The sequence below is a fragment of the Owariibacterium komagatae genome (assembly GCF_045865535.1).
Taxonomy (GTDB): domain Bacteria; phylum Bacillota; class Clostridia; order Oscillospirales; family Ruminococcaceae; genus Ruthenibacterium; species Ruthenibacterium komagatae.
On record NZ_AP031406.1, the window covers coordinates 1,482,661 to 1,509,328 of the forward strand.

A 26,668-nucleotide genomic window follows, 5' to 3' on the forward strand; every position below is an offset into this window, starting at 1 on the left:
GGCCTTCTACATATCTGAAAAGGACATCGCCCCCTTTACATAGCCAGCCGCCCCATGCGGGCGGTAAATCTGCGGCTATGGAAAGGGGGCTGTATTTTTTTATGCCTTTTTACAACCAGGAGGAGATTGAAAAAGCGCGGGAGGTAGACTTATTCACCTACCTGCAAGCCTGCGAGCCGCAGGAGCTTGTCCACGTTTCCGGCAATGTCTACTGCACCAGGGAACATGACAGCCTGCGGATTTCCAACGGCAAATGGTGCTGGTTTTCCCGTGGGATCGGCGGGTACAGCGCGCTGGACTACCTCATCAAAGTCAAGGGCTGCTCTTTTATGGAGGCCATGGAGGCCGTCATCGGCAGGGCGTCCATCCCGCCGCCGTCCCGTGCGCCCGCCCCAAAGGCGGAAAAGCCCAAGCGCCTGCTTTTGCCGCCGCCCGCCCCGGATAACCGGGCCATGCTCCAATATCTTGCGGGCCGGGGCATTGACCAGGAGATTTTGGACTACTGCATTAAGACCGGGCGGATTTATGAGAGCCGGAACAAGGGCCACGGCAACGTGGTATTTGTGGGCTTTGACAAAGCCGGGAAAGCGCGGTTCGGCTGCCTGCGGGGGATTGGCGAAGCCCGGTTCCACGGGGATGTAAGCGGCAGCGACAAGCACTATTCCTTTGCCCTGCCCGCCTGCGTGGAAAACCCGGCTGTCCATCTGTGCGAGTGCGCCATTGATGTCATGTCCTACGCCACCCTGTGCAAGCTGGACGGGATGGACTGGCGGCGGCACAACCTGTTATCCCTGGCCGGGATTTACCAGCCGAAGAAAAAGATCGAGGAAAGCAAGCTGCCCGCCGCCCTCACCCGGTTTTTGGAGGATCACCCCCATGTAAAAACCCTCTATCTCCATCTGGACAACGACGGCCCCGGCAGGCTGGCGGCCAAGGCCATCCTGGCGGCTATTCCCGAAGGGTACGAGGTGAAAAACCGCCCGCCGCCCCAGGGGAAAGACGTCAATGATTTTCTCTGCCACCGGCTGGAGATTCCCATCCGCAGCGCAAAAGGAAAGGAGCTGGAACGATGAAAGAGTACGACATTACCATCCGCGAGACGCTGGAAATGACGGTCACGGTGGAGGCGGAAAGCCGCGAGGAGGCCCGCCGGACAGTGGCCGATAACTGGAAAAACGGCGAATATATCCTGGACGCGGAGAGCTTCAAGGACGTGGAGTTTTATCCCAGGGGCCGAAGCCGCGACCGGGATGGACGATGAATTGTTTTTTCGGACATCTGCGATTCCCCTGCGGGGAATGGAACGTGTATGTACCAGCAAGCATCGTGTTTGGTCGCCCAAACACCGCTTGTTAGGGGGAGCGCCCCCTAATACCCCTTTGAAAGAATGGAGGTTTTCTATGGAAGGATTGTTTTTTGCCATTGGATTTCTGCTGGGCGGCGTGTGCGGCGTACTGGTAATGTGCCTGCTTCAAATCAACCGCCGCTACCATGAGGAGGACAAGGAATGAGGAAAAGAAACTGCCGCGTACAGGTGCGGCTCGATAACAAGGAATACCAGGGCTTTATGAAAGCGGTACGCAAAAGTGGGCTTTCCCAAGAGGTTTACCTGCGCCATCTCATTAACGGCGTCGTCCCCCAGGACGCGCCGCCGCCCGATTATTACCACTTCATGCGGGAGCTGCACGGCGTGGGCAACAACCTAAACCAGATCGCCCAGAAAGCCCATGTGCTGGGCGTCATTGATGAGCGCCGCTACGATGAGGAAGTAAAAAAGTTTGACCGGCTCGTCCGCGACATCACCAAAGCCGTGATCCTGCCCAGGCCAATGGAGTAACCATGGCCACGACATCTATCTGGCGGGTAAAGGGCTGGCTGGGGAAAGTGCTCATCTATGTGGAGAACCCGGATAAAACAGAAAACCCCGCCGCCTTTGAAAAGCAGGGCATGGACGGCCAGGAGGCCCAGGGCCTTTCGGACGTGATCGAGTACGCTGCCCGGCAGGAGAAAACGGGCCGGATTGCGCCCGATGAAGAAGGCGCGCCGGTCATGCAGCGGTTTGTCTCCGGGGTGAATTGCAGCCCCTCTACTGCCCGCGACGAGATGATGGCGGTGAAAAAGCGGTTTGGAAAGGAGGACGGGACTGTGGCCTACCACGGCTATCAGAGCTTTGCCCCCGGCGAGGCTACGCCGGAGCTGGCCCATGAGATCGGCCTTGCCCTGGCGAAAAAACTGTGGGGTGAAAAATACCAGGTGCTGGTGGCCACCCATCTGGACAAAGCCCATCACCTGCACAACCACTTTGTTGTCAACACCGTATCTTTCGTTGACGGGATCAAGTATTACCGCAGCGAAAAGGACTACTTTGCCATGCAGCGGGAATCCGACCGGTTGTGCCGGGAATACGGCCTGTCCGTCATTGAAAACCCCCAGCGCGGAAAATCCAAGCACTACGGGGAATGGCGGGCCGAGCAGGAAGGCCGCCCCACCTACCTTTCCCTTATCAAAGCCGATGTGGACGCTGCCATCCGCCAGTCGATGACGGAACGGCAATTTTTTTATCATCTGCGGCAGATGGGCTACGACATCAAGGTGGGCAAGGACATTACGGTGCGCCCCTACGACCGGCCCCACGGCAGGAAACTTGCGCGCAACTTTGGCGAGGGCTATTCCCTGGAGAACATCCGCAGGCGGATTCTGGCCCAGAGCCGCCCCCAGCGGGAACAAACGCCGGAGCCGAAACGGTGCAGGCTCCACGGGGACTTGAAACAGGCCAAAAAGGCGACGGGGTTCCGCGCTCTCTACTTCCACTACTGCTACCTGCTGGGGGTGTTCCCCAAAAAGCAGAACCGCCAGACGGGCCATGTGCCCCACGCGCTGCGGGAGGATTTGATCCGGGCAGAGGAACTTACCGACGAGGCGCGGCTGCTTTCCCGCCACCGTATTGACACCCTGGAGCAGCTCAATGCCTATCAAGCTGATATGGAATCTCGGCTTTCCAGCATAACGGAACAGCGGAAAAGCCTGTACCGGAAACAGCGCACCAGGGCGGTGCTGGGCGACCCCGCCAGGCAGGAGCAGATCCGGACGGAGATTGCCGTCCTTACGGCACAGGTCAAGGAGCTGCGCCGGGAGGTAAAGCTGTGCGGGGATATTGCCCTGCGCTCTGCTTCCATCAAGGATAAGATACGGGCCGCCCGCGAAGAACAGCAAGCCGGGAAAACGGAAAAAGGCCGTCTGGAGCCGGAACGGGCGGGCCGCTCAACCGAAAGGAGATGATTTTTGATGTATAACTCAGGCGACGCGGCGGAGCAAGTGGTACGCATGAGCCTGGAGGGCGCGGAAGTCGCCCTCAAGATCACCGGCGCAGCCGCGAAAAATCTGGCCGCCGCCCTTTACACGGTACTGAAAGACCAGAAAAAGACCAAGGGCAAAGCCCGCATTGAAACCATGCTGCGGGAAAAGCGCCCTTTGAAGGTCTATACCATTAAAAAAGAGGACTGCCCGGAGTTTGCCAGGCAGGCCAAGGGGTACGGGATTCTCTATGCACCTATCCCGGTACGGAAGGAGGATGACACCATCGACATCCTGGTATTCCAAGACGACGCCGCACGGGCCAACCGGATCGTGGAGAAGTTCAAGCTCACGGTGGTGGATACGGCTTCGATTAAGGAAGATATTGAGAAATCCCGCGAGGAGCGCGGAAGCGAACCGGCAGCCCCGGAGAAGGCCGCGCCGGAAAAGAGCGAGGAGGATCTGCTCATCGACGAGTTGATGGAAAAGCCAACCCAGAAAGAAAAAGCCCAGCCGGAGAACCCGGCAGCGGAAAAGAACGCCCCTTTTGCCCCAGCGGCGGAAAAATCCCATCCGTCCGCGCCTACCTTAGAGAACAGCAGCAGCTCCGCAAGGGGTACTTCTGATGGGCTGGAAAAGCCGTCCGTGCGGCAGGAGCTTCGGGACATCCAGGCCCAGCGGAAGAAAGAGGCGGAGGCCCCTCATCACGAAGAACCAGCTGCGCCCCGGAAAAAGGCGGCCCAGAAAACTACGCGGCACCAGCCGCCCAAGCCCAGAAAGAAGCCAAAATCGAAAGAGAGGTAATCGGTCATGAATAACTTTGACGATCTGTTTGAACAGCAGCCCCAAAATGAGACGGTTCCCCGCAAACCGGAGCCGCAGGCAGAAAAGCCGAAAAAGCAATGGTGGCAGGTGAAAGAAGAAAAGCAGCGGAAAGAAGCCTACGCTGCCCTGGACGGGGTATTCGGGGCGTTTTCCGAGGGGCGCGGCGATATGAAGGCATATTTGGATACGCAAAGCCGTTTCCCCTTCCACTCGGCCCGCAACGCCATCCTTATCGGGCAGCAATACCCTGCCGCCCAGCGTGTGGGTGGCCGTAAGGAATGGGAATCCCAGGGGATTGAGGTTCTGGAGGATGAAAAACGACTGCCCATCATTATTTTAGAGCCGGGCAAGGCGTACCGGCGCGAGGACGGCAGCGTGGGCCAGAACTTTTACGCCAAGGAAGTCTTTGATATTGCCCAGACCACGGCGCGGGATGAAGCCCAGCCCCAGGTGAGCTACGACGACCGCCTGCTCTTAAAAGGGCTGATCGCCAGTTCCCCGGTGCCTATCCGGGCAGTGGACGAACTGCCCCAGGGGCGCGGGGCCGTGTATGACCCGGAGCAAAACGCCATCCTGGTAAAAAAGGGCATGGACGCGCCGGACATTTTCCGCTGCGTCTCCCTGGAGGCGGCCAATGTGCAGCTTGCCAAAAACCATGAGGGCTATTCCCGCGAGGCGGAGGGCTACAAAGCCTACGCCGTCAGCTATATGCTCTGCCAGCGGTACGGCGTAGACGTAAAGGGATACGACATCTCCAGGCTGGACGGCGTACTCCAGGGGCAAGACCCCAGGGAGGAGGTTCCGGCAGCCCTCACCGATATGCGCGATACGTTCAAGGAGATGAACGGGCGCATGGCACGGGCCATGGGTCTTACCCGCGCCAGCAGGCAGAAGGAACAGGAACGGTAAAGGAGGTTTTGAAAAATGGAACGACAGGACAAGGTTGTCCTCACCCTGGACAGCTACGAGCACGGGATTATGATCCGCGCCCTCAACGAGCTGCGCAACGATCTGCTGGAGGAACAGCGCGACCCTGGCCCGGTAGAAGATGTGCTCTTAAAAACCATTGACGCCCCATCCCAAAAAGACAGGAAAGCGAAGCGCCGGGATGAAGCCCGATAACAAGGCGGGCGGCCCCTGGCTCTATGCCCTGGGGCTGATCCCGGTAGTCTGGTTTGCCCTTTTGATTGCGCCGTCCCTTTCCGGAGGCCTTTCGGAAATTGTAAACGCCCTGCCTGCGGCAATGAACCATCCATTCCAAATCGTGTGGTGCGAGGACAGTGTAAAAGCTGTCCTCATTTTTATTGCCGCCTATGGGCTGGGTATTGGTATTTATCTTTCTTCTCGGCGCAACTACAGACGGGGTGAAGAACACGGCTCTGCCAAATGGGGCGATCCGCGGGCCGTGAATAAGAAATACCGGGATAAAGACCCGTTTCAAAACCGCATTTTTACCCAGCACGTCCGTATGGGGCTGGACGGGAAAAAGCACCGCAGGACGCTCAATTCCCTGGTATGCGGCGGCAGCGGAGCAGGAAAAAGCAGGTTCTATGCAAAGCCCAACCTGCTCCAGGCGTCCCATGTCTCTTACTTTGTGCTGGACTGTAAAGGCGAACTGCTGCGCGACTGCGGGGGCCTGCTGGAACGGATGGGCTACGAGATCAAGGTGGTAGACCTTCTGAACATGGAGAAAAGCCATTGTTACAATCCCTTCGCCTATCTGAAGAACGACAACGACGTGCAGAAAATGGTCACAAACCTGTTCAAATCCACCACCCCAAAAGGGAGCCAGTCAAACGACCCCTTCTGGGACACGGCGGCCAGTATGCTCCTCATGGCGCTGGTTTTCTATCTCCATTATGAAGCGCCGGAGGATGAAAAAAACTTCGCGATGATAATGGAAATGCTCCGGGCCGGTGAGGTGCGGGAGGACGACGACAGCTATCAATCGCCGCTGGACGAACTGTTTGAGCGCCTGGAAATGCGCTCCCCCGACCACATCGCGGTGAAGTATTACAAGGATTACCGTTCCGGCAGCGCCAAGACCTTAAAATCCATCCAGATCACCCTTGCCGCACGGTTGGAGAAGTTTAACCTGTCCAGCGTGGCCGCGCTTACCGCCACGGACGAACTGGATTTGGCGTCCCTCGGCGAAAAGAAGGTGGCGCTGTTCGCGCTGATTCCCGACAATGACAGCAGCTTCAATTTTTTAGTCAGCCTGCTCTACGCCAGCACCTTCCAGGAGCTGTTTTACAGCGCCGACCGGGTGCATGGCGGCAGCCTGCCCGTGCCGGTGCATTTCCTCATGGACGAGTTTGCCAACGTCAGCTTGCCGGACGACTTCGACAAGCTGCTGGCCACCATGCGGAGCCGGAACATTTCGGTGTCCATCATCATCCAGAACATCGCCCAGCTCAAGGCGTTGTATGAAAAACAATGGGAATCCATCATGGGCAACTGCGACGAGTTTTTGTACCTGGGCGGCAACGAAACCAGCACCCACAAGCTGATCTCCGAGAACTACCTGGGCAAAAGCACCCTCTGGCTGGACACTTACGGCAAGAGCACCGGCCATTCCGGCAGCTACTCCACCAACAACCAGATCACGGGCCGGGAGCTTTTGACCCCGGATGAGGTGCGTATGCTGGACAACAACCTGGCGCTGCTCTTTATCCGTGGGGAGCCGCCGCTGATGGATGAGAAGTACGACCTGCTAAAGCACCCGAATGTGAAGTACACCACCGATGGCGGCGCACCGGTCTATACCCATGGCGGCACCGAAAACGCCGTAGCGGATATGGCTATTGGCCGCCTTACCCCCGGCGACCTTGCAAAAATCAAGGAGCCGGAAACCCTTTGTGAACTTCTGTCCGATGAGGACATGGAGAAAATCTTTCAATTCAAGGAGGAAAAGCAAAATGAAACTGTTTAACAAGAAGAAAGAAACCCGCAGCCTGCCCATGGGCAGAAAGGGCAAAAGCGCCTTTGCCGTTTACACGGCCCTGGTGCTCATGTTGTGCTGCTGCACTACCACGGCCTTTGCCGCCAGCGACCCGTTGACGGTTATCAACAACCTCAGCGATTTCAGTGCGCCCGTAAGCGGCAGATAATCCCAATATCTGTCGTGTGGGTTTATGTAGGATTCCGCCTTTGGCAAGGCGGCGGTGTAAAAGTATAACCGGCGCAAAAGCGCCGCACTGTTATCACCCAATTTATCCTGATGGGAAACCTGACGGGGAGTGTAGCATATTGGGAACGTCGTAAGTTGGGAAAGCCATCTACCCACGACTGAACGGCAAGATGAAATGTTGTGAATGAGGGTGAAAGCTAAACTGCTTGATGGGCAGTCCGAGGGGGCATAGCGAGAGCCGACAGCGAAGGATGGTTGAAAAGCTGTGCGCCACGGCAACAGGTAAGATGAAGTGACCTGTTGCGTCATACTCGTGGCGACCAACCGCAATAAGCGGAAAAGGACGAAAACCCCACTCCGACATCACAACAAGCCATGTCCAGTAAACCTAAACGGGGATTGCCTAAACCGGAACGCCTTAAAAGGCTATGGCCATAGGGCCTGAAAATCCGGCATGGCAACGGAGCCGCCGTAGTAGTCCGAGCAAGGGAAAGCTTTGCACATGGCGAAGGGCGGCAGGAAATCAGCCAATACAAATTAAGGAAAGGTGCGTGAGGCATTATGAGAAGTCCTGTAAATGTATTGGAAAGTCTAAAATCCAAAGCGTGCAGCTGCGAGTATCGCTATGAACGGCTATACCGCAACTTGTACAACCCGGAGTTTTACCTGCTCGCTTATCAGAACATCTATGCAAAGGAAGGCAACCTCACAGCGGGAACAGACGGGTTGACAATCGATGGAATGAGTACCAAACGAATTGACACGTTAATAACGTCACTAAAAGATTTCAGCTATAAGCCGCACCCTGCCCGCAGAACTTATATCGACAAACAGGGCAATCCGCAGAAGAAGCGTCCTCTGGGTATTCCCTCTTTCAACGACAAGCTGTTGCAGGAAGTTATCCGAATGATACTGGAAAGCATTTACGAGGAAACCTTCTCCACCCATTCCCATGGATTCCGACCGCATAGAAGCTGCCACACAGCACTTTTAGAGGTCAAAAAGAGATTTACAGGGGTGAAATGGTTTGTTGAGGGTGACATCAAAGGCTGTTTTGACAATGTTGACCACCACGTTCTTGTTGATATTCTCCGCAGAAGAATCAAAGATGAGCATTTTATCGGTCTGATTTGGAAATTTCTAAAAGCTGGATATATGGAGAACTGGGTTTACCACAACACCTATTCTGGCACTCCACAGGGTTCTATTATCAGTCCAATCCTTGCGAACATCTACCTGAATGAATTGGATACTTTCATGGACGAATATGCCAAAGGCTTCAATACAGGGAAATGCCGCAGACGCAGTAAGGCTTATCAGGGTAAATTAGGACATTTTCTATATCTCAAACAGCGGAAATACAGCAAAGATAAATGGGACGGATTGACGGATGAGCAGAAAATGGCTGCCAGAGAAGAAATGAAACAAACTCGCAAGCAGATGATGAGCCTGGAGTGCGGCGACCCGATGGATGAATCTTATCGCCGTGTGGTGTACGTTCGCTATGCGGATGACTTCCTAATCGGCGTGATTGGTTCCAAACAGGAGGCGGAAATCTTAAAGCATGATGTGGGCATATTTCTGAAAAGCACCCTGCACTTAGACCTGTCGGAGGAAAAAACGCTGATAACCCATTCAAAAGACAAGGCGCATTTTCTCAGTTATGAGATTTTCTCCTGTAAAACAGTCACGCCCAAAAAGGACGCAAGAGGATTTACCCGCCGCTCCAAGAGTGGGCGAATCATGCTATACGTTCCAAAGGAAAAATGGGTGAAACGGCTGATGTCATACGGTGCGCTCAAAATTCACTATGACGTACGCAACGGAAACAAAGAAGTTTGGGAACCCGTCCACAGAAACCACCTGATACACCTCGATGACCTTGAAATCCTGAAACAGTACAACGCTGAAATTCGTGGGCTGTACAATTATTATAAGATTGCCAACAATGTTTCGGTGCTGAATAATTTCAACTATGTGATGAAATTCAGTATGTTCAAGACATTTGGCGCAAAATACAAGGCACACATTGGGGAAATCAGAGATAAGTACCGTATTGGTAAGGATTTCGGCGTCAAGTACCAGACAAAAAAGGGATGGAAGACATTGTTGTTCTACAACAAAGGGTTCCGCCATGTGGAGACACCCGCAACTGGTAACGTTGATTCCATGCCAAACGAATATTTTCGTACAAGTGCCAACAGCCTTATCACGAGACTGAAAGCCAAAAAATGTGAATGGTGCGGTGCAGAAGATGTGGATTTGGAAATTCATCACGTTAGAAAACTCAAAAATTTGAAAGGCAAGGCCGCATGGGAACGTGCCATGATTGGACGTAAGAGGAAAACAATGGCATTGTGCGTATCTTGCCATGACCTGTTGCACGCAGGAAAATTAGACTGATTTCTGGAGAGCCGTATACGCAGAGATGTGTAAGTACGGTTCGGAGGGGAGCGTTTGGAAACCTGCCGTAGTAATGCGGTAAGGCGCTGGGCGCTTACCCTACTTTTCGGCCTGATCCGGGCCATTGGTATGATCCTGCTGGGCTTTGGCGTGGTACAGATCGGCCTTTCCCTGAAAAGCCACGACCCCAGCCAGCGGGCCAACGGCTTCCTCACTTTAGCTGGCGGCGTCGTGATTACGTTTGCCAAGGAAATCCTCACGCTCATTACGGGCTGATTTTCCAGCGGAAAGGAGTATCGCTATGAATCTGAAATGCGAGTGCTATATCCACTCTTTGAAGCAGGGGGAAAAGAACGTACTGGGCGAGGCAACCATCCTCAAACGCCTGGGGGACAACGACTACCTGGCCGAGGTGGGCGGCGTAAAATGCCACGCGATCTTCAACCCCTTTGTCGGACGGTATTTTGTGGATGATGTTTACGGCATTGTCCGCCATCCGCAGGAGCGCGGCGGACGATAAGCGAAAATACGGCAGTGCGGGGGCGGGCCGCTGCGGCCCGTCCCTTACCGCTGCTGGAAAGGAGGTAGCGGAATGTCCGATAACTGGGTAGTCCAGAACTTACAAAATGCCCTCGATACCTGGAATAAGTACCTGTCCGAGATCTGGCAGCTCATCACCCAAAGCCCGGAACAGTTTAAGGGCGGCTCCATCTGGGGCGTTATTGTCAACATCCATGACGCAGTAAGGGCCATCGGCCTTGCCCTGTTGGTACTGTTCTTTGTGGTGGGCGTCATGCGCACCTGCGGCAGTTTTGCGGAGGTCAAAAAGCCGGAGCACGCGCTGAAGCTATTTATCCGGTTTGCCATTGCCAAAGGCGTCGTGACCTATGGGCTGGAGCTGATGATGGCCCTCTTTAACATTGTCCAGGGCCTTGTTTCCACCATTATGAACGCGGCGGGCTTTGGAACCGCGCAGCAGACGGTTCTCCCCCAGGAGATTGTCACGGCGGTGGAAAGCTGCGGCTTTTTCGAGAGCATCCCCCTCTGGGCGGTCACGCTCATCGGCGGGCTGTTTATCACGGTTCTCAGCTTCATTATGATAATGACCGTCTACGGGCGTTTTTTCAAATTATATCTTTATACGGCCATCGCACCGGTTCCCCTCTCCACCTTTGCCGGGGAGCCGACGCAGAATGTGGGAAAGAGCTTTATCAAGAGCTATGCCGCCGTGTGTTTGGAAGGTGCCATCATCGTGTTGGCCTGCATTATCTTTTCCCTGTTCGCGGCGGCCCCGCCTGCCATTGACCCCAACGCGGCGGCAGTTACGCAGGTATGGAGCTATATCGGGGAACTGGTCTTTAATATGCTCGTCCTCGTGGGCGCGGTGAAAATGGCCGACCGCGTGGTACGCGAGATGATGGGCCTGTAAAAAGGAGGAAAACAAATGCGTTATCAAACCTATGTGCTGCACTTGATTGACGGAACCGCCATCCCGATGGCGGAGGATTACGACCTGCCCGCAGAAAAAGGGATTGTGGGCCACTTCTCCAAAGCGGCTCCAGACGAGATTTTTACCGTGGGCGACCGGCTGCTGGGCTTTGCCTATATCCCCAAGAGCAGCATTGTTTACCTGGAAACCGGCGAAGTGATTGTGAGGTGATATTTTGGAAGTCAAGATCAACCGGGAAATCCGTAATTACACGGAGAGTATGTTTTTTGGACTGTCCATGCGGCAGTTCATTTTTTCTGTTCTCGCCTGCGGCGTGGCCGTGGGCCTTTACTTTATCCTGCGCCCCTACTTCGGCGTGGAAACCCTGTCCTGGATGTGCATTTTGGGGGCGGCCCCCTTTGCCATGCTGGGCTTTGTCACCTACCATGGCATGACGGCGGAACAATTCATCTGGGCGTGGCTGCGCTCGGAAATGCTGGAGCCGAAGGAGTTTAAGTTTGAGGACAGCAATTACTACTACGCGGCGCTGAAAGATACCATTGAAGGGCTGCAAACCGGGCGTCCCGTCAAACGGCAGCCCAAAGAGCCGAAGCATTTTCACAAACGGAAGGAGGCCAAGCATGATTAAGACCATCAAAACCATGTCCAAACAGGAAAAGGAGCGTTATACCGTCCCCCGGAAGGTGCAGGATGTGATCCCCGTCCGCCGTATCTGGCCGGACGGCATTTTTTTGGCCGGCAACCGCTTCTCCAAAACCTACCGCTTTTCGGACATCAACTACCTGGTAGCCAGCCGGGAGGACAAGGAATCCATGTTCCTCACCTACTCGGAGCTGCTCAATTCCCTGGACTCCGGCGCGGTGACGAAAATCACCATCAACAACCGCCGCTTGAACAAGGCCAGCTTTGAAACGTCCATCCTCATGCCCGTACAGGGGGATTTCCGGGACGAGTACCGTGGGGAATACAACCATCTTATGCTGGATAAGGCCACCGGAGCCAACGGCATTATGCAGGAAAAGTATATCACCATCTCCGTGGTAAAGAAGGACGTCGAGGAGGCCCGCGCCTACTTTGCCCGCGTGGGAGCCGACCTCATTTCCCACTTTGCGGCCCTGGGTTCCAAGTGCGTGGAGCTGGACGCCACCGAGCGCCTGCGTATCCTGCACGACTTCTACCGCCAGGGCGAAGAATCCGAGTTTGTTTTCAACGCCCGCGAGATGATGAAGCGGGGCCACAGCTTCAAGGACTATATCTGCCCGGACGGGATCGAGAAAAACAGCGACTATCTGAAGCTGGGCGATAAGTTCTGCCGGGTGCTGTTCCTCAAAGACTACGCCTCTTATATTAAGGATAACATGGTAACGGAGCTTACCGATATGGCCCGCAACCTGATGTTCTCCATCGACATTGTGCCGGTTCCCACGGATGAAGCCGTGCGGGAGGTGGAAAACCGCCTGCTGGGTGTGGAAACCAACATCACCAACTGGCAGCGCCGCCAGAACGCCAACAACAACTTCTCTGCTGTGGTGCCCTACGACATGGAATTGCAGCGCAAGGAAAGCAAGGAGTTTTTGGACGACCTCACCACCCGCGACCAGCGGATGATGTTCGCGGTGATGACCCTGGCCATCACCGCCGACACCAAGGAGCAGCTTGACAGCGATACCGAGGCGGTGCTTTCTGTGGCGAGAAAGCATATGTGCCAGCTTGCGGTGCTCAAGTTCCAGCAGCTCGACGGCCTGAACACCGCCCTGCCCATCGGTGCGCGGAAAATCAACGCCTTCCGCACTCTTACCACGGAATCCCTGGCCGTGTTCATCCCCTTTAAGGTACAGGAAATCCAGGACAAGGGCGGCATTTACTTTGGCGAGAATGCCATCTCCCATAACCTGATCCTTTGCAACAAGGCGAACCTCTTGAACCAGTCGGCCTTTTATCTGGGCGTTCCCGGCGCAGGCAAATCGTTTGCGGTAAAGGAGCTGATCGCCTTCCTCATGCTCCATCCGGATTATGCCGACGATGACATTCTGATCTGCGACCCGGAGGGTGAGTTTGGCGCGCTCGTCAAAACCCTGGGCCGGGAAAAAGCCACGGTGGCCCATCTGGTGGCGGGCGGCAAAGACCGCTTAAACGCCATGTATATGGTGGAGGGCTACGGGGAAAACAACCCGATTGTAGAAAAAAGCCAGTTTGTCATGTCCCTTATCGAGCAGATCGACAAGCGCGGCGTGGGGCCGCAGCACAAATCCATCATCGACCGCTGCACCGCCCTGGTGTACCCGGAGGCGGAGAAAGCCGGGCGGGCCGCCACCCTCTGCGACCTGCGCCGGAAGCTGCTGGAGCAGCCGGAGGACAAGGCCAAAGAGATCGCCCTTTCCCTGGAGCTTTACACCACCGGCTCTTTGGACATCTTTGGCCGGGAAAGCACCGTGGATTTGAGCAAGCCCTATGTGGTGTTTGACATCCACGGCCTGGGCGAGCAGCTAAAGCCTGCCGGTTCCCTGGTCATCACCGATACCATCCTCAACCGCGTCACCCTCAACTGGAAACGGGGCAAGCGCACCCATGTGTTCATCGACGAGTTCCATGTGATGTTTGAAAATGAGCAAAGCGGCATTTTCTTTAACAGCGCATGGCGGCAGTTCAGAAAGCGTGGCGCTTATCCCACGGCTATCACCCAGAATGTGGAGTACCTGCTGGATTCCGTCCAGGCCAGCACCATGCTCTCCAACTCCGAGTTCCTTGTGATGTTGAGCCAGGCCGCGTCCGACCGGGCAAAGCTGGCGAAGCTGTTGAACATTTCCAATGAGCAGATGAGCTACGTTACCAATGCGGACGCGGGCTGCGGCCTCATCCGGTATGGCAGCGCCCTGGTGCCGTTCATCAACCGTTTTCCCCGTGATACCAGGCTTTACGCTTTGATGACCACCAAGCCCGGCGAGGGTGTATTTGGCGGCGAGGAGGTGCCCGCATGAGCAATATCCGTTTTGCGTCCCCGGAGCACCGGGATTTCTTTTTGGATATGATGGGCGAGGCCCGGAGGAACGACTGTTACCACCGGGCCTTTTTCTATGTGATGGGGATTGCCCCGGAAACGCGGGCAAACATCCGCCAGATGTTTGATTTCAAGCAGGACTGCATTGACCCGGAGGGTATGCACGGCGGCTGGCAGACCAGCGGCACCGTCCGGGTGTGCCGCCTTGCTTTCAACCTCTGGAACGGTTATACCGACCCGGATCACAGCAACGCCTACTCCCCGGAGGATTTGTTTTGCTGCGAGTTTGCGCCTTACTTTATGGAGGGCGTGAAGATCCGTTACCCGGAATACTGCCGGGAGCTGCCGCCTGCGAAAAAGCAGGCGGAACCGGCGCGATAATACGTTTGAATGGAGGAATGAACCATGACAGAATCGGCTCTTGCCCTGCGGGAACATCCGCAGATTATTGAACTTCTCTCCGTATTGGAGCAGCACAGCCTTTCCAAGCAGAAGGAAGAAGTGCAGGCCCTGGTGGGCTATATCGACGGTATGGAAGAAAAGCTGTCGCAGATGATGGACGAAATGAAGGCTATGCGCCTGGAAGTGGAAAAGCTCCACAACAAGGGAATCCGCACACAGTGCGCCCAGCTTGTGGGGACGGCGGAGGAAAAAATCCGCCAGGGAAAGGCCATGCTTTCCACGGCCAGGACAAACTTCGTCTCCGCTGCCGGGCGTATGCTGGGGACGTTTCAGGAAAAGGGACGCGCCGCCCTGCGCCATGCGGTGCAGGCGCTGCGTATCCCCGCCGTCCTCTCCCGCATGGAGCGCGGTTTTTCCCACGCAAGCCAGGCGATGGAGCAATGCGCCGGGAAACTGGATGTGATTCGGGATGAGCTGCACCAGGCGGGCGGCCACATGAAAAACGCTGGGCGCACCCTGGCGGGAAAAGAGGCCCTGGAGGCCCAGGAACTGGAGGCCGACAAGGGCGCGCTTGCCAGGTTGCGGGGCCTGTTTGCGTCCTGCGGCAAAACCTTTGCCCAGATGGAGCGCGGCGCGGGCCGCCTTGCGGAAAAAGCAGGCGGCGAAAAATCTTCCGTAAAAACCGAGCTGCGGGGGCTGAAACCGGCCCCAGAGGGGCAGCGCCGCCAGGCAGCCAGTAAAGAACAGGCGCGATAAGCATAAGGAGGGGTGAAACATGAGCGATAAAGCAAAAAGCAGACTGATGATTGCAGGGGCGGCCCTTTGCGCCGCCCTGTTCCTTTTCTCCGGGGCTATGCTGGCCCGTGAATACCTCGACCAGAAGCAGAGCGCCGAAGCCTTTGCAGAAGTGGCGGATTTGGTTAAGGAAGATGTAGAGCCGCCCACGCTGGAACTTGCCGACGACCCGGCCCCAAAGCCGGAAGAACTTACGGCTTTTGAAAAGTACGCGGATGTGTACGCCCAGAACAGCGACCTGGTGGGCTGGATTTCCATTCCCGGCACCCGGATTGATTATCCGGTCATGCAGACTAAGGATACCCCCAATTTCTATCTGAAGCACGCTTTTGATAAGTCGTATAGCAGCTATGGGGTGCCCTATATGCAGGAAAACTGCGACGTCGGCATTTCCGACAACCTGGTGCTGTACGGCCACCACATGAACAACGGCAGTATGTTCTCCGACCTGTGCAAGTATGAGAGCGAGGATTTTTACCGGGAACACAAGACCATCCGCTTTGATACCCTGGACAGCTTTGGCGAATATGAGGTGATCGCCGCCTTTAAGACGGTAGCCTACTCGGAGGAAGGCTTCAAGTATTACCACTTTGTCAATGCGGAGAGCGCCGGGGCTTTTGACGGATTTATTGCCGAGTGCAAGGCGCTGGCGCTTTACGAAACGAGCGTAAGCGCGGAATATGGCGACCAGCTTATCACCCTTTCCACCTGCGAGTATTCCCGGACAAACGGGCGGATGGTGGTTGTGGCAAAGCTGCTGGAGAAATAAGGGCGCACCCGCCCTGGAAAGGAGGTGAAGCCCATGGGCAAGGGCATTAAGACAAGGAATATCGCAGAAAAAGGCATTAAGGCCATTGACAAAGCGGCGGTTGCTTCTGAACGGATGAAGGAGGCGTATATCCGCACCAGGGATAATGCCGACCACAGCCTGTATGCGGCGGAAAGCTCCCCCGGCGAGTATGCGTCCGACCGTCTTTCTTCCGGGGTGGATAGCGTCACCCATGAAGCGATCCACCAGTTTGATAAACAGGGCCGCAAAGGGATAAAGACCACAAAGGAGAACATTTCCAAGGTCAAGGAGAATATCCAGAAGCGGAAAGCCGCAGCCGAACAACCGAAAAAACAAGCCAAGAAGCAGGCGGCGAGGAAAACCCGGCAGACGGCGGACAAGATCTCCGAGCCGGTAAGGACGCTCCGGCAGGAGCGCGGGGCCGTCAAGACCCTGGATCGGGGAAAGAAAAGCATTAAAACCGTGGACAGGGGCCGCAAGACCATCAAGCAGGCGTCCGCTACCGCCAAAGGGACGGTAAAAACCGCCAGCAAATCCATCAAGACGGCGGAAAAAACCGCGAAGGCCAGTATCAAGACCACACAGCAGGCGGCCAAAGCCGCCCAGCGGACTGCCCAGGCCACGGCCAGAGCCGCCAGGGCCGCCGCCCACGCGGCCCGCGCTGCGGCAAGGGCGGCGGTTGCGGCTGCAAAGGTTGCGGCCAAGGCTACCATCGCGGCGGTGAAAGCCATCATTGCAGCCACCAAGGCGCTGATCGCCGCCATCGCTGCCGGGGGCTGGGTCGCCGTGCTGGTCATTGTCATTATCTGCCTCATCGGGCTTTTGATCGGCTCCTGCTTTGGCATTTTCTTTTCCGGTGAGGACAGCGGTTCGGGCTATACCATGCAGAACGTGGTGCAGGAGATCAACGATGATTACCAGCAGCAGATCGACACCACAAAGGCCAACCTGTCCCATGACGTGCTGGAGATGTCCGGCTCCCGCGCCGTCTGGCCGGAGGTGCTTGCCGTCTATGCCGTCAAGACGACCACCGACTCGGATAACCCCCAGGAGGTGGCCACCATTGACGACAGCAAGAAGGCCATCCTCACGGATATTTTCTGGGAGATGAACCAAATATCTTCCCGCACGGAAACCAGAACGGAAACGGTCATCACGGAAACTGATGACGGCAATGGCAATATCGTGGAGACGGAAACCACCGTCACCCAAACCTATCTGTATATCACCGTCAGCCACAAGACCGCCGAGGAAATGGCGGCGCAGTACGGGTTTGACGAGGAACAAAAGGAGCAACTTGCCGAGCTTTTGGCCGAGGAAAACCGTAGCCTGTGGAGCGCCGTTCTTTACGGCATTTACACCGAGGACGGGGCCATCGTCTCCGTGGCGCTCTCCCAGGTGGGGAACGTGGGCGGCGAGCCGTACTGGAGCTGGTATGGTTTTTCCGGGCGCGTCGAGTGGTGTGCGTGTTTCGTTTCCTGGTGTGCCAACGAGTGCGGCTATATTGACACCGGCGTGATCCCCAAATATGCCGGGTGCGTCAATGGCGTACAGTGGTTCAAGGACAGGGGCCAATGGATGGACGGCTCCGCCGAACCGGCCCCCGGCATGATTATCTTCTTTGACTGGGATGATGAGAACGGGCAGGACGGGCTTTCCGACCATACCGGGATTGTGGAGAAGGTGGAGAATGGGCGTGTTTACACCATTGAAGGCAACTCCGGCGATTCCGTCCGCCAGAACAGCTACCTTGTGGGGCATTATGAGGTGCTGGGCTATGGCTGCCCAGATTTTTAACAACCTAAAAAAGAAGAAGCCCAGCCGCGCAGGCGGCTGGGTACATAGGTTTACAACTCATTTAATTTATTAGACCGACGGTATTCCAGAGGAGAAAGGTCAAACTGTTTTTTGAATACGGCGGCAAATTTGCTTTGGTTCACATAGCCTACTTGCTCCGCTACTTCTGACACCGATAATCTCGTGGTGATGAGTAACTCCGCAGCTTTTTTCATTCGGACTTCCCGTAGATAGATGGAAATATTTTGACCAAAAACGCCACGAAAATAGTTTTTCAAGCTGGTTTCGCTGACAGAAAACTGAGCTGCCAATTCCCATGCAGGATGATGTTGCCGCAAATCGGAAGTGATAATTTTTTCAACACGTTTTGCTATATCTACCTGTGTTTCAGTAAAAAATGTGCAGGCTTGCGATGGGGGGATATTGTTAAGATTTTGTAGTAATGAAAATAGAGCCAGAACATAGATCTTCATTTGCGAAATCGAAAACGGAGGCGCAATATCAAAAAGTTCCCAGAGTTTAGTCAATATTTCTTCAACTTCAGGAGTAACTGCTGAGATATAAGTATTATCGTTTGGGCAAAAAAGTTCAATGATTTTAGGAAAGTCTATGCCAAACTCTTTTAGTATCCATGTACTCTCTGTTGCCAATGTATTAGTATCAACGAAAAGCTCCATTCCCTCATAGATACGGCGGGGATAGACGTATTGCTTTTGGGCAAAAGACTCCGTGAGAGAAATATCTCCATCTTTCACATATACAAAGTTTCCGTTATTCAAGATAATCTCACAACGACCAGTCATGCAATAGTTTAGAAGCAAAGGCCCTTTTTTAATGAAACTACCTTCATCCAAATTTGGAGCTGCCCATGTCGGAGAATTTATAAAAATATACGCAATAGTAAGTCCGGGGAAAAGTTGAAAAAACGTCATAGACCCTTTTCCTTCCTTGGTTTTCATAAGTAGTTCTGCGCTGAACTCGCTGCGTTTTATTGAAACGCCGGGAAATTCAATACATTTTCTAATAATATCATCAATCTTCATTTTTAACTCCTGTCGATTTGTCTGGCTCATTGCCCTTGATTTTAATTTATATTATAGAATTGCAAGCGAAGTCAGTCAACAAGAAAACTCGTTGCTGTTTGGAGCTAAAATGTTGATTGGTTATAGATAGACTTAGCTAACTGGTGTATTATACAAAGAGGTTAGGCAATGCTAACCCCAAAAACAATATGGAGGTACTCATTATGAGCAACAAGTTACAAGCAAAAGACCTGATTAACCTCGGCCTGTTCACCGTTCTCTACTTCGTGATCGGCTGCTGTGTCGCCATTCCTATTGGGTTTGTACCCATCTTTTTACCGATCCTCGGTGCCTTGTGGTCTTTGATTACAGGTATCCCTTTCATGCTGTTCCTGACAAGAGTGAAAAAATTCGGCATGGTTACGATTATGGGGATTTTAAGCGGTTTGCTGATGGGCTTGACCGGCATGGGCTTCTGGGGTGTGCCAATGGGATTGATCTTTGGTTTACTGGGCGATTTGATCCTGAAATCTGGCGGTTATAAAAGTGCTAAAAAAAGCCTGATTGGCTATGCGGTATTTAGCCTTTGGATGGTTGGTACATACATCCCCATGTATTTCATGGTAGAGGACTCCTGGGCCAGTTTCGCAGCCAGCTTCGGTGAGGAATACGCTGATCGAGTAATGGCTGTCATGCCCATGTGGAGCATTATTCTGGTGATTGCCGGGATTTTTGCATTTGCGATTTTGGGTGGTCTGTTAGGTAAGGCTCTTCTGAAAAAGCATTTTGCTAAAGCGGGAATCGTGTAATGGACGGGGTATCATTCTCTGCGACAACCGAAAAAAGAAAAGGGATATTGTTTGACCCTCGCACAAAGCTCGTCCTATTGTTGACGATTACGACATTGATGTTCAGCACCAGCAACGAAGGAATTATGAATATTGTCAAGCCCTGTTTAAGCCTTGTGCCTTTTGTGTTGATTTTGTCGGAACATCGTTTCAAAACAGCAGGAAAATATTTGCTGCTCTATGTAGCCTGCTTTGCATTGGAGCGGATTGCCCTTGTGTATTTAAGTGGCCTGCTTTCCTTTATCGTGCTTGCGATTACATCTATCATGACACGATTTGCACCTGGCATCATGACCGGCGCATGGCTGATCTCATCAACTTCCGTCAGCGAATTTATCAGTGCGATGGAGCGTATGCACATCACAGAAAAAATTGTCATCCCCATGTCTGTGATTTTTCGTTTTTTCCCAACAATTAGCGAAGAATATCAGGCAATTCGGGACGCAATGAAAATGCGGAACATCCGTTTCGGCGGAAAAAATCCCTTTCTGATGGTAGAATACAGGCTTGTTCCTCTGATGGTATCCGTTGTGAAGATTGGCGACGAACTTTCTGCCGCTGCGTTGACACGGGGGCTGGGTGCCCCCGTCAAGCGCACAAATGTATGTCAGATCGGTTTCCATGTTCAAGATGTGGTTGCCATCTTGTTTTGTATCCTCTGTTTTATTTTATTTTTATTGCAGCGGCAAATTACTTTTTGAGGAGGTGAGCCTGTGATACGGATTGACCATGTGACCTTCTCTTATGGGGAAGAAAGCGAGAGCACCGGTGGTGTTCAAGATATAAACCTGAACATAGAGGATGGACAATTTATTGTACTTTGCGGCGAAAGCGGCTGTGGGAAAACGACAATTACCCGTCTGATTAACGGCCTGATCCCTCACTACTATGAGGGCAAAATGAGCGGAAATGTTTGGGTGAATGAGGCAAAGGTTTCGGAGCAGCCACTTTATGATACTGCGAAAACAGTAGGCAGCGTATTTCAAAATCCACGCTCTCAATTTTTTAATGTGGACACGACCAGTGAAATTACATTCGGATGTGAAAATCTCGGCCAGCCAGAGCGAAGTATTCGAGAACGATTAGAAAAAACCGTCCGGGATTTTCATTTGGAGAAACTGATGGGGCGCAATATTTTTCACCTCTCCGGGGGAGAAAAACAGAAAATCGCCTGTGCTGGGGTGTCGATTATGGAGCCTGATGTACTTGTTATGGACGAACCATCGTCTAACCTCGATGCTTCTTCTATTCTCGATTTGAGATCTATACTTGCATTTTGGAAGTCGCAGGGAAAAACAATTATCGTGTCAGAACATCGGCTTTACTACCTGCGGGGCCTTGCGGATCGCTTTATTTATATTACTGCTGGACAAGTGGAAAGGGATTACTCTGCGGCAGAGTTTGAGCAACTTACAGAGCAGCAAAGAGCCGATATGGGCCTTCGCACCTTTATTCTTGAAGATTTGCTGCCGCCCGAAATATCACCGCAAATTGGAGAACAAATGGAGCTTCGCAATTTCTGTTTTGCTTATAAAAACGAGCCGGAAACGCTTCACATTCATGAAAGCAAAATTCCAGCGAACCGTATTGTAGGAATTATTGGAAATAATGGAGCTGGAAAATCGACTTTCTCCCGGTGCTTTTGCGGTCTGGAAAAGCGGTGCGGCGAGGTTATATGGAATGGAAAAGCCTACCGTCCCAAAGACAGGTTGAATACCTGCTATATGGTAATGCAGGAAGTCAATCATCAGCTTTTTACGGAAACGGTGTTAGATGAGGTTTTAATCAGCATGGAGGACGAAAGTAAGGAGCAGGCAGAAAAAATCCTTGCCGAGTTAGATTTAACAGATTTCAAAGACAGACACCCCATGTCTCTCTCCGGCGGCCAAAAACAGCGGGTAGCGATTGCTTCAGCAATCGCTTCTAAACGCTCTATCTTATTTTTCGATGAACCGACCAGCGGCCTTGATTATAAGCACATGAAAGAGGTCGCAAATGTCCTGCGACAAGTCAGGGACACGGGTATTACCGTGTATGTCATTACTCACGACCTTGAGTTGATATTAGACTGTTGTACGGATATTGTCCATTTTGAGGATGGTTCTATCATCGACCAATTTCCAATGGATGCGGATGGACTTGAAAAAATTAGAAACTATTTCATAAAGGGGGTATCTGTAAAGTGAAAGAAGAAAAGAAGGAGTCACCCATAGGCACCTTATGGGGATGGGGCAAGCCATATCACGGGAAATTCATCGGCAGCATTATCCTTGCGGTATTAGGCGTGGCCTGCCAGATGGTGCCCTATTTCTGTGTGGCGCATATTGTTACGCTTATGCTGTCTGGAGAGCGAGATTTCTTTCGCTATATAGTAGCTTGCGTAATTGCGCTTTGCGGTTATTTGGGAAAAGTCATATTTTCTAACCTGTCTACCACCATTTCCCACACAGCAACCTATTACACATTGCGCGATCTACGGGAGAATATCACAGCAAAATTGGCCCGTGTCCCTATGGGGACGATTTTGGATACTCCATCCGGTCAATATAAAACGACGATTGTTGACCGGGTAGAGGGAATGGAGCCGACCTTTGCGCACCTGATCCCGGAAATGACCGCAAATGTACTGGTGCCGCTTGTGATTGTAGTGTATCTGTTCTTTTTGGACTGGCGCATGGCGCTCCTGTCCCTTGTTACGCTGGTGGTGGGCCTTGCTGTCATGTCCGCCGGCATGAAGAATTATCCTGCCAAATGGGAGGGCGCGGTCAAAGCTGGAAAGCAGATGGCAAACGCCATTGTAGAATATATTGGCGGTATTGAGGTAGTCAAAGCGTTTAGCCAATCTGCCGGTTCCTACAAAAAGTATTCTGACGCAGTAAACTATAACGCCAATTACTATGTGGACTGGATGAGGGAAAACCAGAAAACCATGAGCGCCTACAATGCTATTCTGCCCTCGGTGCTGATTTGTGTGCTGCCCTGCGGTTTCGCGTTCTGGATTTCCGGCAGTCTGGAGCTTTCTGTTTTTTTATCCATTGTGATTTTCTCACTGGGATTGATTGGGCCGATTATTGCGGCTTTTACCTTTACGGATGATTTGGCTGTGTTGGGAACTAATGTGGAAGAAATCAGCCAGCTTCTGAACGCCGAAGAACTGCACCATAAGGATATGCCTGTCAAGTTGGCAGATACCAACATTTCTCTGAATCATGTGTCGTTTTCCTATGACGGAGTGACAGAGGTTTTACATGATGTGAGCCTCGCTATCCGGCCCGGAAGCATGACTGCCTTTGTGGGGCCATCCGGCTCCGGTAAATCTACTGTGGCAAAATTGATTGCCGGATATTGGGATGTTACATCCGGCAGCATTACTCTCGGCGGCTATGAACTGAAAGACATTCCACTCACTGAAATTGCAGACCAGATTTCCTATGTATCCCAAGACAACTACCTGTTTAACCGCAGTATCCGGGAGAATATCCGCATGGGAAGGCCCGGTGCCACGGACGCGGAGGTGGAACAGGCTGCCAAACAAAGCAGCTGCGACGCCTTTATCCGCAAGCTGGATAATGGCTATGATACGGTTGTCGGCAGTGCCGGTTCCCATCTTTCCGGCGGCGAACGCCAGCGGATCGCCATCGCCCGTGCCATGCTGAAAAATGCGCCGGTTGTCATTTTAGACGAGGCAACAGCCTACATCGACCCTGAAAACGAGGCGCTGGTACAGAAAGCCATTTCCGCTTTGACTGTTGGCAAGACCCTGATTGTGATTGCACATCGGCTGTCTACCATTGTTGGCGCGGACAACATCGTTGTGGTGAAGGATGGAACCATCCACGCACAGGGTACGCATGAGAATCTGCTGGAAACCTGCCCTCTCTACCGGGATATGTGGCAGGCGCATATCGGCGCAAAAGACCAGATGTAAGGGGGTGTTGTCAGATGTATGGAACATTGAAAAAAATCTTTGCTTTTGCAGGCAGCAAAAAGGGGCTGCTGAAAAAATCCCTGTTATTTTCATTCCTGTCCGGGCTGTTTTCAGCTATGCAGTTTGCCGCCCTTTTTGTGGTGATCGGCGCGCTGGTATCTGACAACCGGGACGGAAAGTTTATCTGGATTTCGCTGGGAATTATGACCGTTTCCCTCATTGGGCGTATCATTACGACCTATTTCTCCACGATGGAGCAGACGGAAACCGGCTATTGCATGGTGGCGGAAAAGCGTATCCACATCGGAGATCGGCTGCGCTACATCCCGATGGGCTACTTCAACAAGAATAGTATTGGGAACATTACCGCCATTGTCACAACAACTTTGGGCGATGTAGAGAACTCGGCGGCCCGTGTCCTGGTGTCGGTGCTGGGTGGATTTTTCAACTCGGTTGCCCTTGTCATCGTCCTGCTGATATTCGACTGGCGGATCGGTCTTGTGGCCGCTGCCGGTGTCCTGATTTACCTTGCGGCGGCGGAACTGGCGCTTCGCAAATCTGTCGCACTCAGCGGGGTACGCCAGCACACACAGGAGTCCCTTGTGGAGTCCGTGTTGGAGTATATTCAGGGCATGGGGATTGTCAAAGCATTTGGGCTGGAACGGGACAGCACACAGTCTATCGGCAGTGCAATTAAGGCAAGCTGCCGGGACAATTTGAAACTGACAAAGGCCAGTGTTCCCTATGACGCTATCAAACAGGCCGTTGTTCGGGTGTTCAGCGTCATGCTGCTTTTGGCCTCAGTCTGGTTCTGGCTGGACGGCTCCCTGCCGCTGGCCTACGGCCTGATTTTGGTGATTGCTTCTTTCATGGTGTTCAACGATTTGGAGAACGCCGGGAATATGGCCTCTCTGCTGCAAATGCTGGCGGCCTCGATGGATACGGCAAACTCCATTGATGACACGCCGGTGATGGACGAAAAAGGCGCTGACATTACGCCGAAGTCCAGCGAGATTGTGTTTGACAAGGTGGATTTTTCCTACGCAGACCGCAAGATATTGGATCAGGTCAGCTTCACCATTCCCGAAAAAACAACTACGGCCATTGTCGGTCCTTCCGGGGCAGGTAAGACAACGATGTGCAACCTGATTGCCCGTTTTTGGGATGTGAACGCCGGGAAGATTACCATTGGCGGTACGGATATACGGGATTTCAAGCTGGACAGCCTGATGAAGAATATCTCGATGGTGTTCCAGAGCGTGTACCTCTTTGCAGATACGATTGAGAACAATATCAAGTTTGGCTGTCCGGACGCCTCCCATGAACAAGTGGTTGAGGCAGCGAAGAAGGCTTGCTGCCATGACTTTATTTCTGCTCTGCCGGAGGGCTATGACACCGTGATTGGCGAGGGCGGCGGCACTTTGTCCGGCGGCGAGAAGCAGCGGATTTCTATCGCCCGCGCCATGCTGAAAAATGCACCAATTATCATTTTAGACGAGGCGACAAGCAGCGTTGACCCCGAGAATGAGGATGAATTGCAGCGGGCTATCGAAGCATTGACCCACGACAAGACCATTATTATGATTGCGCATCGCTTGAAAACCGTTCGGAATGCTGACCAAATCCTTGTGTTAGACAACGCTCATATTGTCCAGCGCGGTACTCATGCAGAACTGATTCAGCAAAAGGGCCTGTATGCCGATTTTGTATCGGCCAGACAGGAGGCCATAGGCTGGAAACTTGCGCAGTAATTTGGAAAGGAGGTGCGCCATTGGCCTTGACATCATCTATGGAGGATTATCTTGAAGCTGTACTTATCCTTCATCAAAAGCATGGTAGTGTTCGTGGCGTTGATATAGCTGTGTATTTGGGTGTTACAAAGCCTTCTGTAAGCCGGGCAGTTAAGGAATTATCAAAAATGGGCTACCTTCTAAAAGAGGCTGATGGTACGCTTTCCTTAACACATAATGGTCAAAAGGCCGCAAAACAGATTTACGAAAAGCACCAGTTTTTCACCAGGCAGCTCATCGAGGCTGGTGTACCCCAGGATATTGCAGCACAGGACGCTTGCAAACTGGAACACGTCATCAGTGAAACGAGCTATAAGAAATTGAGAGAAGCCGCCTGGCCAAGCAGCCGGGAGGTGATACCATCGGACGAGTCGTGATTATGGAGCTGGAGGATAAAGACAAAAGGACATTTGAGGATTTTCTTACCTTTTTACAGTTCCACCCGGATTTGAAAATGTGGGAGATTGACCCGGAGCCGATCCTGTCCCTTCCCGGTCTGCAAATCTACCCAGACCGCCGAAAAATCTATCACGGCCAGCAGGAAATTGAGCTGAATACCAAGGAGTTCGCCCTGCTCTGCCTATTAGTGACCAATAAAGGGCGGGTACTTACCTACGGACAGATGTATGAAAAAGTCTGGAAGGAAGAACCCTTTGGCAATGAAAATATCGCGGTGGGCAGCCATGTCCGCAGTATGCGGCAGAAATTATATGCCGTATATCCCAAACCACCGTTTGTGATTTCCTGTATCCGGGATGTGGGGTATCGCTTCGAGGTTCATTCTTAGTATAAAGCAGCAGTCTAACGGTTTAGGCTGCTGCTTTTTCCTGTCTGTTTTCACTCCAACTCGCCAAAACCTTGCAAATGCCGATTTTTTATGAGATTTTCCCGCCGCATATTGTCTGAACTTGCGACCGAATTGTGTTCCATTTGCGTTTTTTGCTCATTTTATTTGTATTTCACCTATTATACTACCCCTATTAACATTTTAGTTTGGGGAAAGGTGGTGATGTCTGTCAGCTTATCCCCATAAGGGGATAGCACATGGAGCCAGAAAAGAAAAAGCCGGGGGCCTGCCCGCCCCGCGCCGGATTAAATCCGCATTTCCTACATACCGCAGTCCTCAAGGGGATTGCGGTATTTTTTTGTTCGACAGGCTTTTTCCTTTTCCCTGGGCCTTACCCACCATCCGCCAA

General features: G+C 52.9%; 28 protein-coding genes and 1 pseudogene. 28 read left to right on the top strand and 1 reads right to left on the bottom strand.

Features of this window, described 5'->3' with window-relative positions; all coding sequences use genetic code 11:
- The first annotated feature begins 101 nt into the window (after positions 1–101).
- The 21 genes and pseudogenes from ACKTS9_RS07330 to ACKTS9_RS07430 all read left to right on the top strand — a co-directional run bounded on the left by ACKTS9_RS07330 (position 102) and on the right by ACKTS9_RS07430 (position 17,884).
- Complete coding sequence (locus tag ACKTS9_RS07330; RefSeq protein ID WP_064786953.1) at positions 102–1,073, top strand: DUF3991 and TOPRIM domain-containing protein; 972 nt, start codon at positions 102–104, stop codon at positions 1,071–1,073.
- Positions 1,070–1,261: a DpnD/PcfM family protein gene (locus ACKTS9_RS07335; RefSeq protein WP_055271087.1), complete on the top strand. Its 192-nt coding sequence runs from the start codon at positions 1,070–1,072 to the stop codon at positions 1,259–1,261. The genes ACKTS9_RS07330 and ACKTS9_RS07335 overlap by 4 nt, the downstream gene beginning before the upstream one ends.
- Positions 1,262–1,400: 139 nt before the next feature.
- Entirely contained in the window at positions 1,401–1,511 is a 111-nt protein-coding gene (locus ACKTS9_RS07340) for a DUF3789 domain-containing protein (protein ID WP_117633559.1), read from the top strand.
- Complete coding sequence (locus tag ACKTS9_RS07345; protein ID WP_055271089.1) at positions 1,508–1,837, top strand: plasmid mobilization protein; 330 nt, start codon at positions 1,508–1,510, stop codon at positions 1,835–1,837. Before ACKTS9_RS07340 ends, ACKTS9_RS07345 begins: the two co-directional genes overlap by 4 nt.
- Before the next feature lie 2 nt (positions 1,838–1,839).
- Positions 1,840–3,279, top strand: coding sequence for a relaxase/mobilization nuclease domain-containing protein (locus ACKTS9_RS07350; RefSeq protein ID WP_055271091.1), 1,440 nt, complete (start codon positions 1,840–1,842; stop codon positions 3,277–3,279).
- Positions 3,280–3,285: 6 nt separating this feature from the next.
- On the top strand, positions 3,286–4,098 hold the full coding sequence (locus ACKTS9_RS07355) for a DUF3801 domain-containing protein (RefSeq protein WP_407882095.1): 813 nt from the start codon (positions 3,286–3,288) through the stop codon (positions 4,096–4,098).
- Positions 4,099–4,104: 6 nt separating this feature from the next.
- The gene (locus ACKTS9_RS07360; RefSeq protein ID WP_055271095.1) at positions 4,105–5,028 is read left to right on the top strand and encodes a hypothetical protein; all 924 of its coding nucleotides are present in this window, start codon (positions 4,105–4,107) and stop codon (positions 5,026–5,028) included.
- Between the two features lie 15 nt (positions 5,029–5,043).
- Positions 5,044–5,241, top strand: coding sequence for a hypothetical protein (locus ACKTS9_RS07365; RefSeq protein WP_025488003.1), 198 nt, complete (start codon positions 5,044–5,046; stop codon positions 5,239–5,241).
- Positions 5,228–7,051, top strand: a complete 1,824-nt coding sequence (locus tag ACKTS9_RS07370; protein WP_407879897.1) for a VirD4-like conjugal transfer protein, CD1115 family — start codon at positions 5,228–5,230, stop codon at positions 7,049–7,051. Before ACKTS9_RS07365 ends, ACKTS9_RS07370 begins: the two co-directional genes overlap by 14 nt.
- Positions 7,038–7,229 carry a hypothetical protein gene (locus ACKTS9_RS07375; protein WP_407879899.1) on the top strand — a complete coding sequence of 64 codons (192 nt, stop codon included), beginning with the start codon at positions 7,038–7,040 and terminating at the stop codon, positions 7,227–7,229. Before ACKTS9_RS07370 ends, ACKTS9_RS07375 begins: the two co-directional genes overlap by 14 nt.
- 581 nt (positions 7,230–7,810) lie before the next feature.
- On the top strand, positions 7,811–9,652 hold the full coding sequence (locus tag ACKTS9_RS07380; RefSeq protein ID WP_117474351.1) for a reverse transcriptase/maturase family protein: 1,842 nt from the start codon (positions 7,811–7,813) through the stop codon (positions 9,650–9,652).
- A 102-nt stretch (positions 9,653–9,754) separates the two neighbouring features.
- Positions 9,755–9,928: pseudogene (locus ACKTS9_RS07385) on the top strand (glutamyl-tRNA amidotransferase); the annotation flags it as partial.
- 25 nt (positions 9,929–9,953) lie between these two features.
- Positions 9,954–10,172, top strand: coding sequence for a hypothetical protein (locus ACKTS9_RS07390; protein ID WP_064786949.1), 219 nt, complete (start codon positions 9,954–9,956; stop codon positions 10,170–10,172).
- Between the two features lie 72 nt (positions 10,173–10,244).
- Positions 10,245–11,081, top strand: coding sequence for a hypothetical protein (locus ACKTS9_RS07395; RefSeq protein WP_407879902.1), 837 nt, complete (start codon positions 10,245–10,247; stop codon positions 11,079–11,081).
- A 15-nt stretch (positions 11,082–11,096) separates the two neighbouring features.
- On the top strand, positions 11,097–11,312 hold the full coding sequence (locus ACKTS9_RS07400) for a hypothetical protein (protein WP_025488009.1): 216 nt from the start codon (positions 11,097–11,099) through the stop codon (positions 11,310–11,312).
- A gap of 4 nt (positions 11,313–11,316) precedes the next feature.
- Positions 11,317–11,730 carry a PrgI family protein gene (locus ACKTS9_RS07405; RefSeq protein WP_025488010.1) on the top strand — a complete coding sequence of 138 codons (414 nt, stop codon included), beginning with the start codon at positions 11,317–11,319 and terminating at the stop codon, positions 11,728–11,730.
- Positions 11,723–14,080 carry a VirB4-like conjugal transfer ATPase, CD1110 family gene (locus ACKTS9_RS07410; RefSeq protein ID WP_407879905.1) on the top strand — a complete coding sequence of 786 codons (2,358 nt, stop codon included), beginning with the start codon at positions 11,723–11,725 and terminating at the stop codon, positions 14,078–14,080. Before ACKTS9_RS07405 ends, ACKTS9_RS07410 begins: the two co-directional genes overlap by 8 nt.
- A complete protein-coding gene (locus tag ACKTS9_RS07415; protein ID WP_064786945.1) occupies positions 14,077–14,481 on the top strand; it encodes a DUF6075 family protein in 405 nt (134 codons plus the stop codon). Before ACKTS9_RS07410 ends, ACKTS9_RS07415 begins: the two co-directional genes overlap by 4 nt.
- 24 nt (positions 14,482–14,505) lie before the next feature.
- A complete protein-coding gene (locus ACKTS9_RS07420) occupies positions 14,506–15,258 on the top strand; it encodes a DUF6674 family protein (RefSeq protein WP_064786944.1) in 753 nt (250 codons plus the stop codon).
- 19 nt (positions 15,259–15,277) lie between these two features.
- Positions 15,278–16,066, top strand: a complete 789-nt coding sequence (gene srtB, locus ACKTS9_RS07425; RefSeq protein ID WP_064786943.1) for a class B sortase — start codon at positions 15,278–15,280, stop codon at positions 16,064–16,066.
- Between the two features lie 33 nt (positions 16,067–16,099).
- Positions 16,100–17,884, top strand: coding sequence for a CHAP domain-containing protein (locus ACKTS9_RS07430; RefSeq protein WP_407879909.1), 1,785 nt, complete (start codon positions 16,100–16,102; stop codon positions 17,882–17,884).
- 50 nt (positions 17,885–17,934) lie between these two features.
- On the opposite strand, the gene ACKTS9_RS07435 is transcribed toward ACKTS9_RS07430, so the two are convergent.
- Positions 17,935–18,927, bottom strand: coding sequence for an AraC family transcriptional regulator (locus tag ACKTS9_RS07435; RefSeq protein ID WP_055271121.1), 993 nt, complete (start codon positions 18,925–18,927; stop codon positions 17,935–17,937).
- A 203-nt stretch (positions 18,928–19,130) separates the two neighbouring features.
- On the opposite strand from ACKTS9_RS07435, the gene ACKTS9_RS07440 reads away from it, so the two are divergent.
- The 7 genes from ACKTS9_RS07440 to ACKTS9_RS07470 are packed head-to-tail and all read left to right on the top strand — an operon-like array spanning position 19,131 to position 26,259.
- Positions 19,131–19,715, top strand: a complete 585-nt coding sequence (locus tag ACKTS9_RS07440) for an MptD family putative ECF transporter S component (RefSeq protein WP_055271123.1) — start codon at positions 19,131–19,133, stop codon at positions 19,713–19,715.
- Positions 19,715–20,455: an energy-coupling factor transporter transmembrane component T gene (locus ACKTS9_RS07445; RefSeq protein ID WP_055271125.1), complete on the top strand. Its 741-nt coding sequence runs from the start codon at positions 19,715–19,717 to the stop codon at positions 20,453–20,455. The genes ACKTS9_RS07440 and ACKTS9_RS07445 overlap by 1 nt, the downstream gene beginning before the upstream one ends.
- Before the next feature lie 12 nt (positions 20,456–20,467).
- Positions 20,468–21,940, top strand: a complete 1,473-nt coding sequence (locus ACKTS9_RS07450) for an ABC transporter ATP-binding protein (protein ID WP_055271127.1) — start codon at positions 20,468–20,470, stop codon at positions 21,938–21,940.
- Positions 21,937–23,682, top strand: coding sequence for an ABC transporter ATP-binding protein (locus tag ACKTS9_RS07455; protein ID WP_064786941.1), 1,746 nt, complete (start codon positions 21,937–21,939; stop codon positions 23,680–23,682). Before ACKTS9_RS07450 ends, ACKTS9_RS07455 begins: the two co-directional genes overlap by 4 nt.
- 14 nt (positions 23,683–23,696) lie before the next feature.
- On the top strand, positions 23,697–25,433 hold the full coding sequence (locus ACKTS9_RS07460; RefSeq protein ID WP_055271131.1) for an ABC transporter ATP-binding protein: 1,737 nt from the start codon (positions 23,697–23,699) through the stop codon (positions 25,431–25,433).
- Positions 25,434–25,453: 20 nt separating this feature from the next.
- Positions 25,454–25,849 carry a metal-dependent transcriptional regulator gene (locus ACKTS9_RS07465; RefSeq protein WP_055271133.1) on the top strand — a complete coding sequence of 132 codons (396 nt, stop codon included), beginning with the start codon at positions 25,454–25,456 and terminating at the stop codon, positions 25,847–25,849.
- A 2-nt stretch (positions 25,850–25,851) separates the two neighbouring features.
- Complete coding sequence (locus ACKTS9_RS07470; RefSeq protein ID WP_064786940.1) at positions 25,852–26,259, top strand: winged helix-turn-helix domain-containing protein; 408 nt, start codon at positions 25,852–25,854, stop codon at positions 26,257–26,259.
- Positions 26,260–26,668 lie beyond the last annotated feature (409 nt).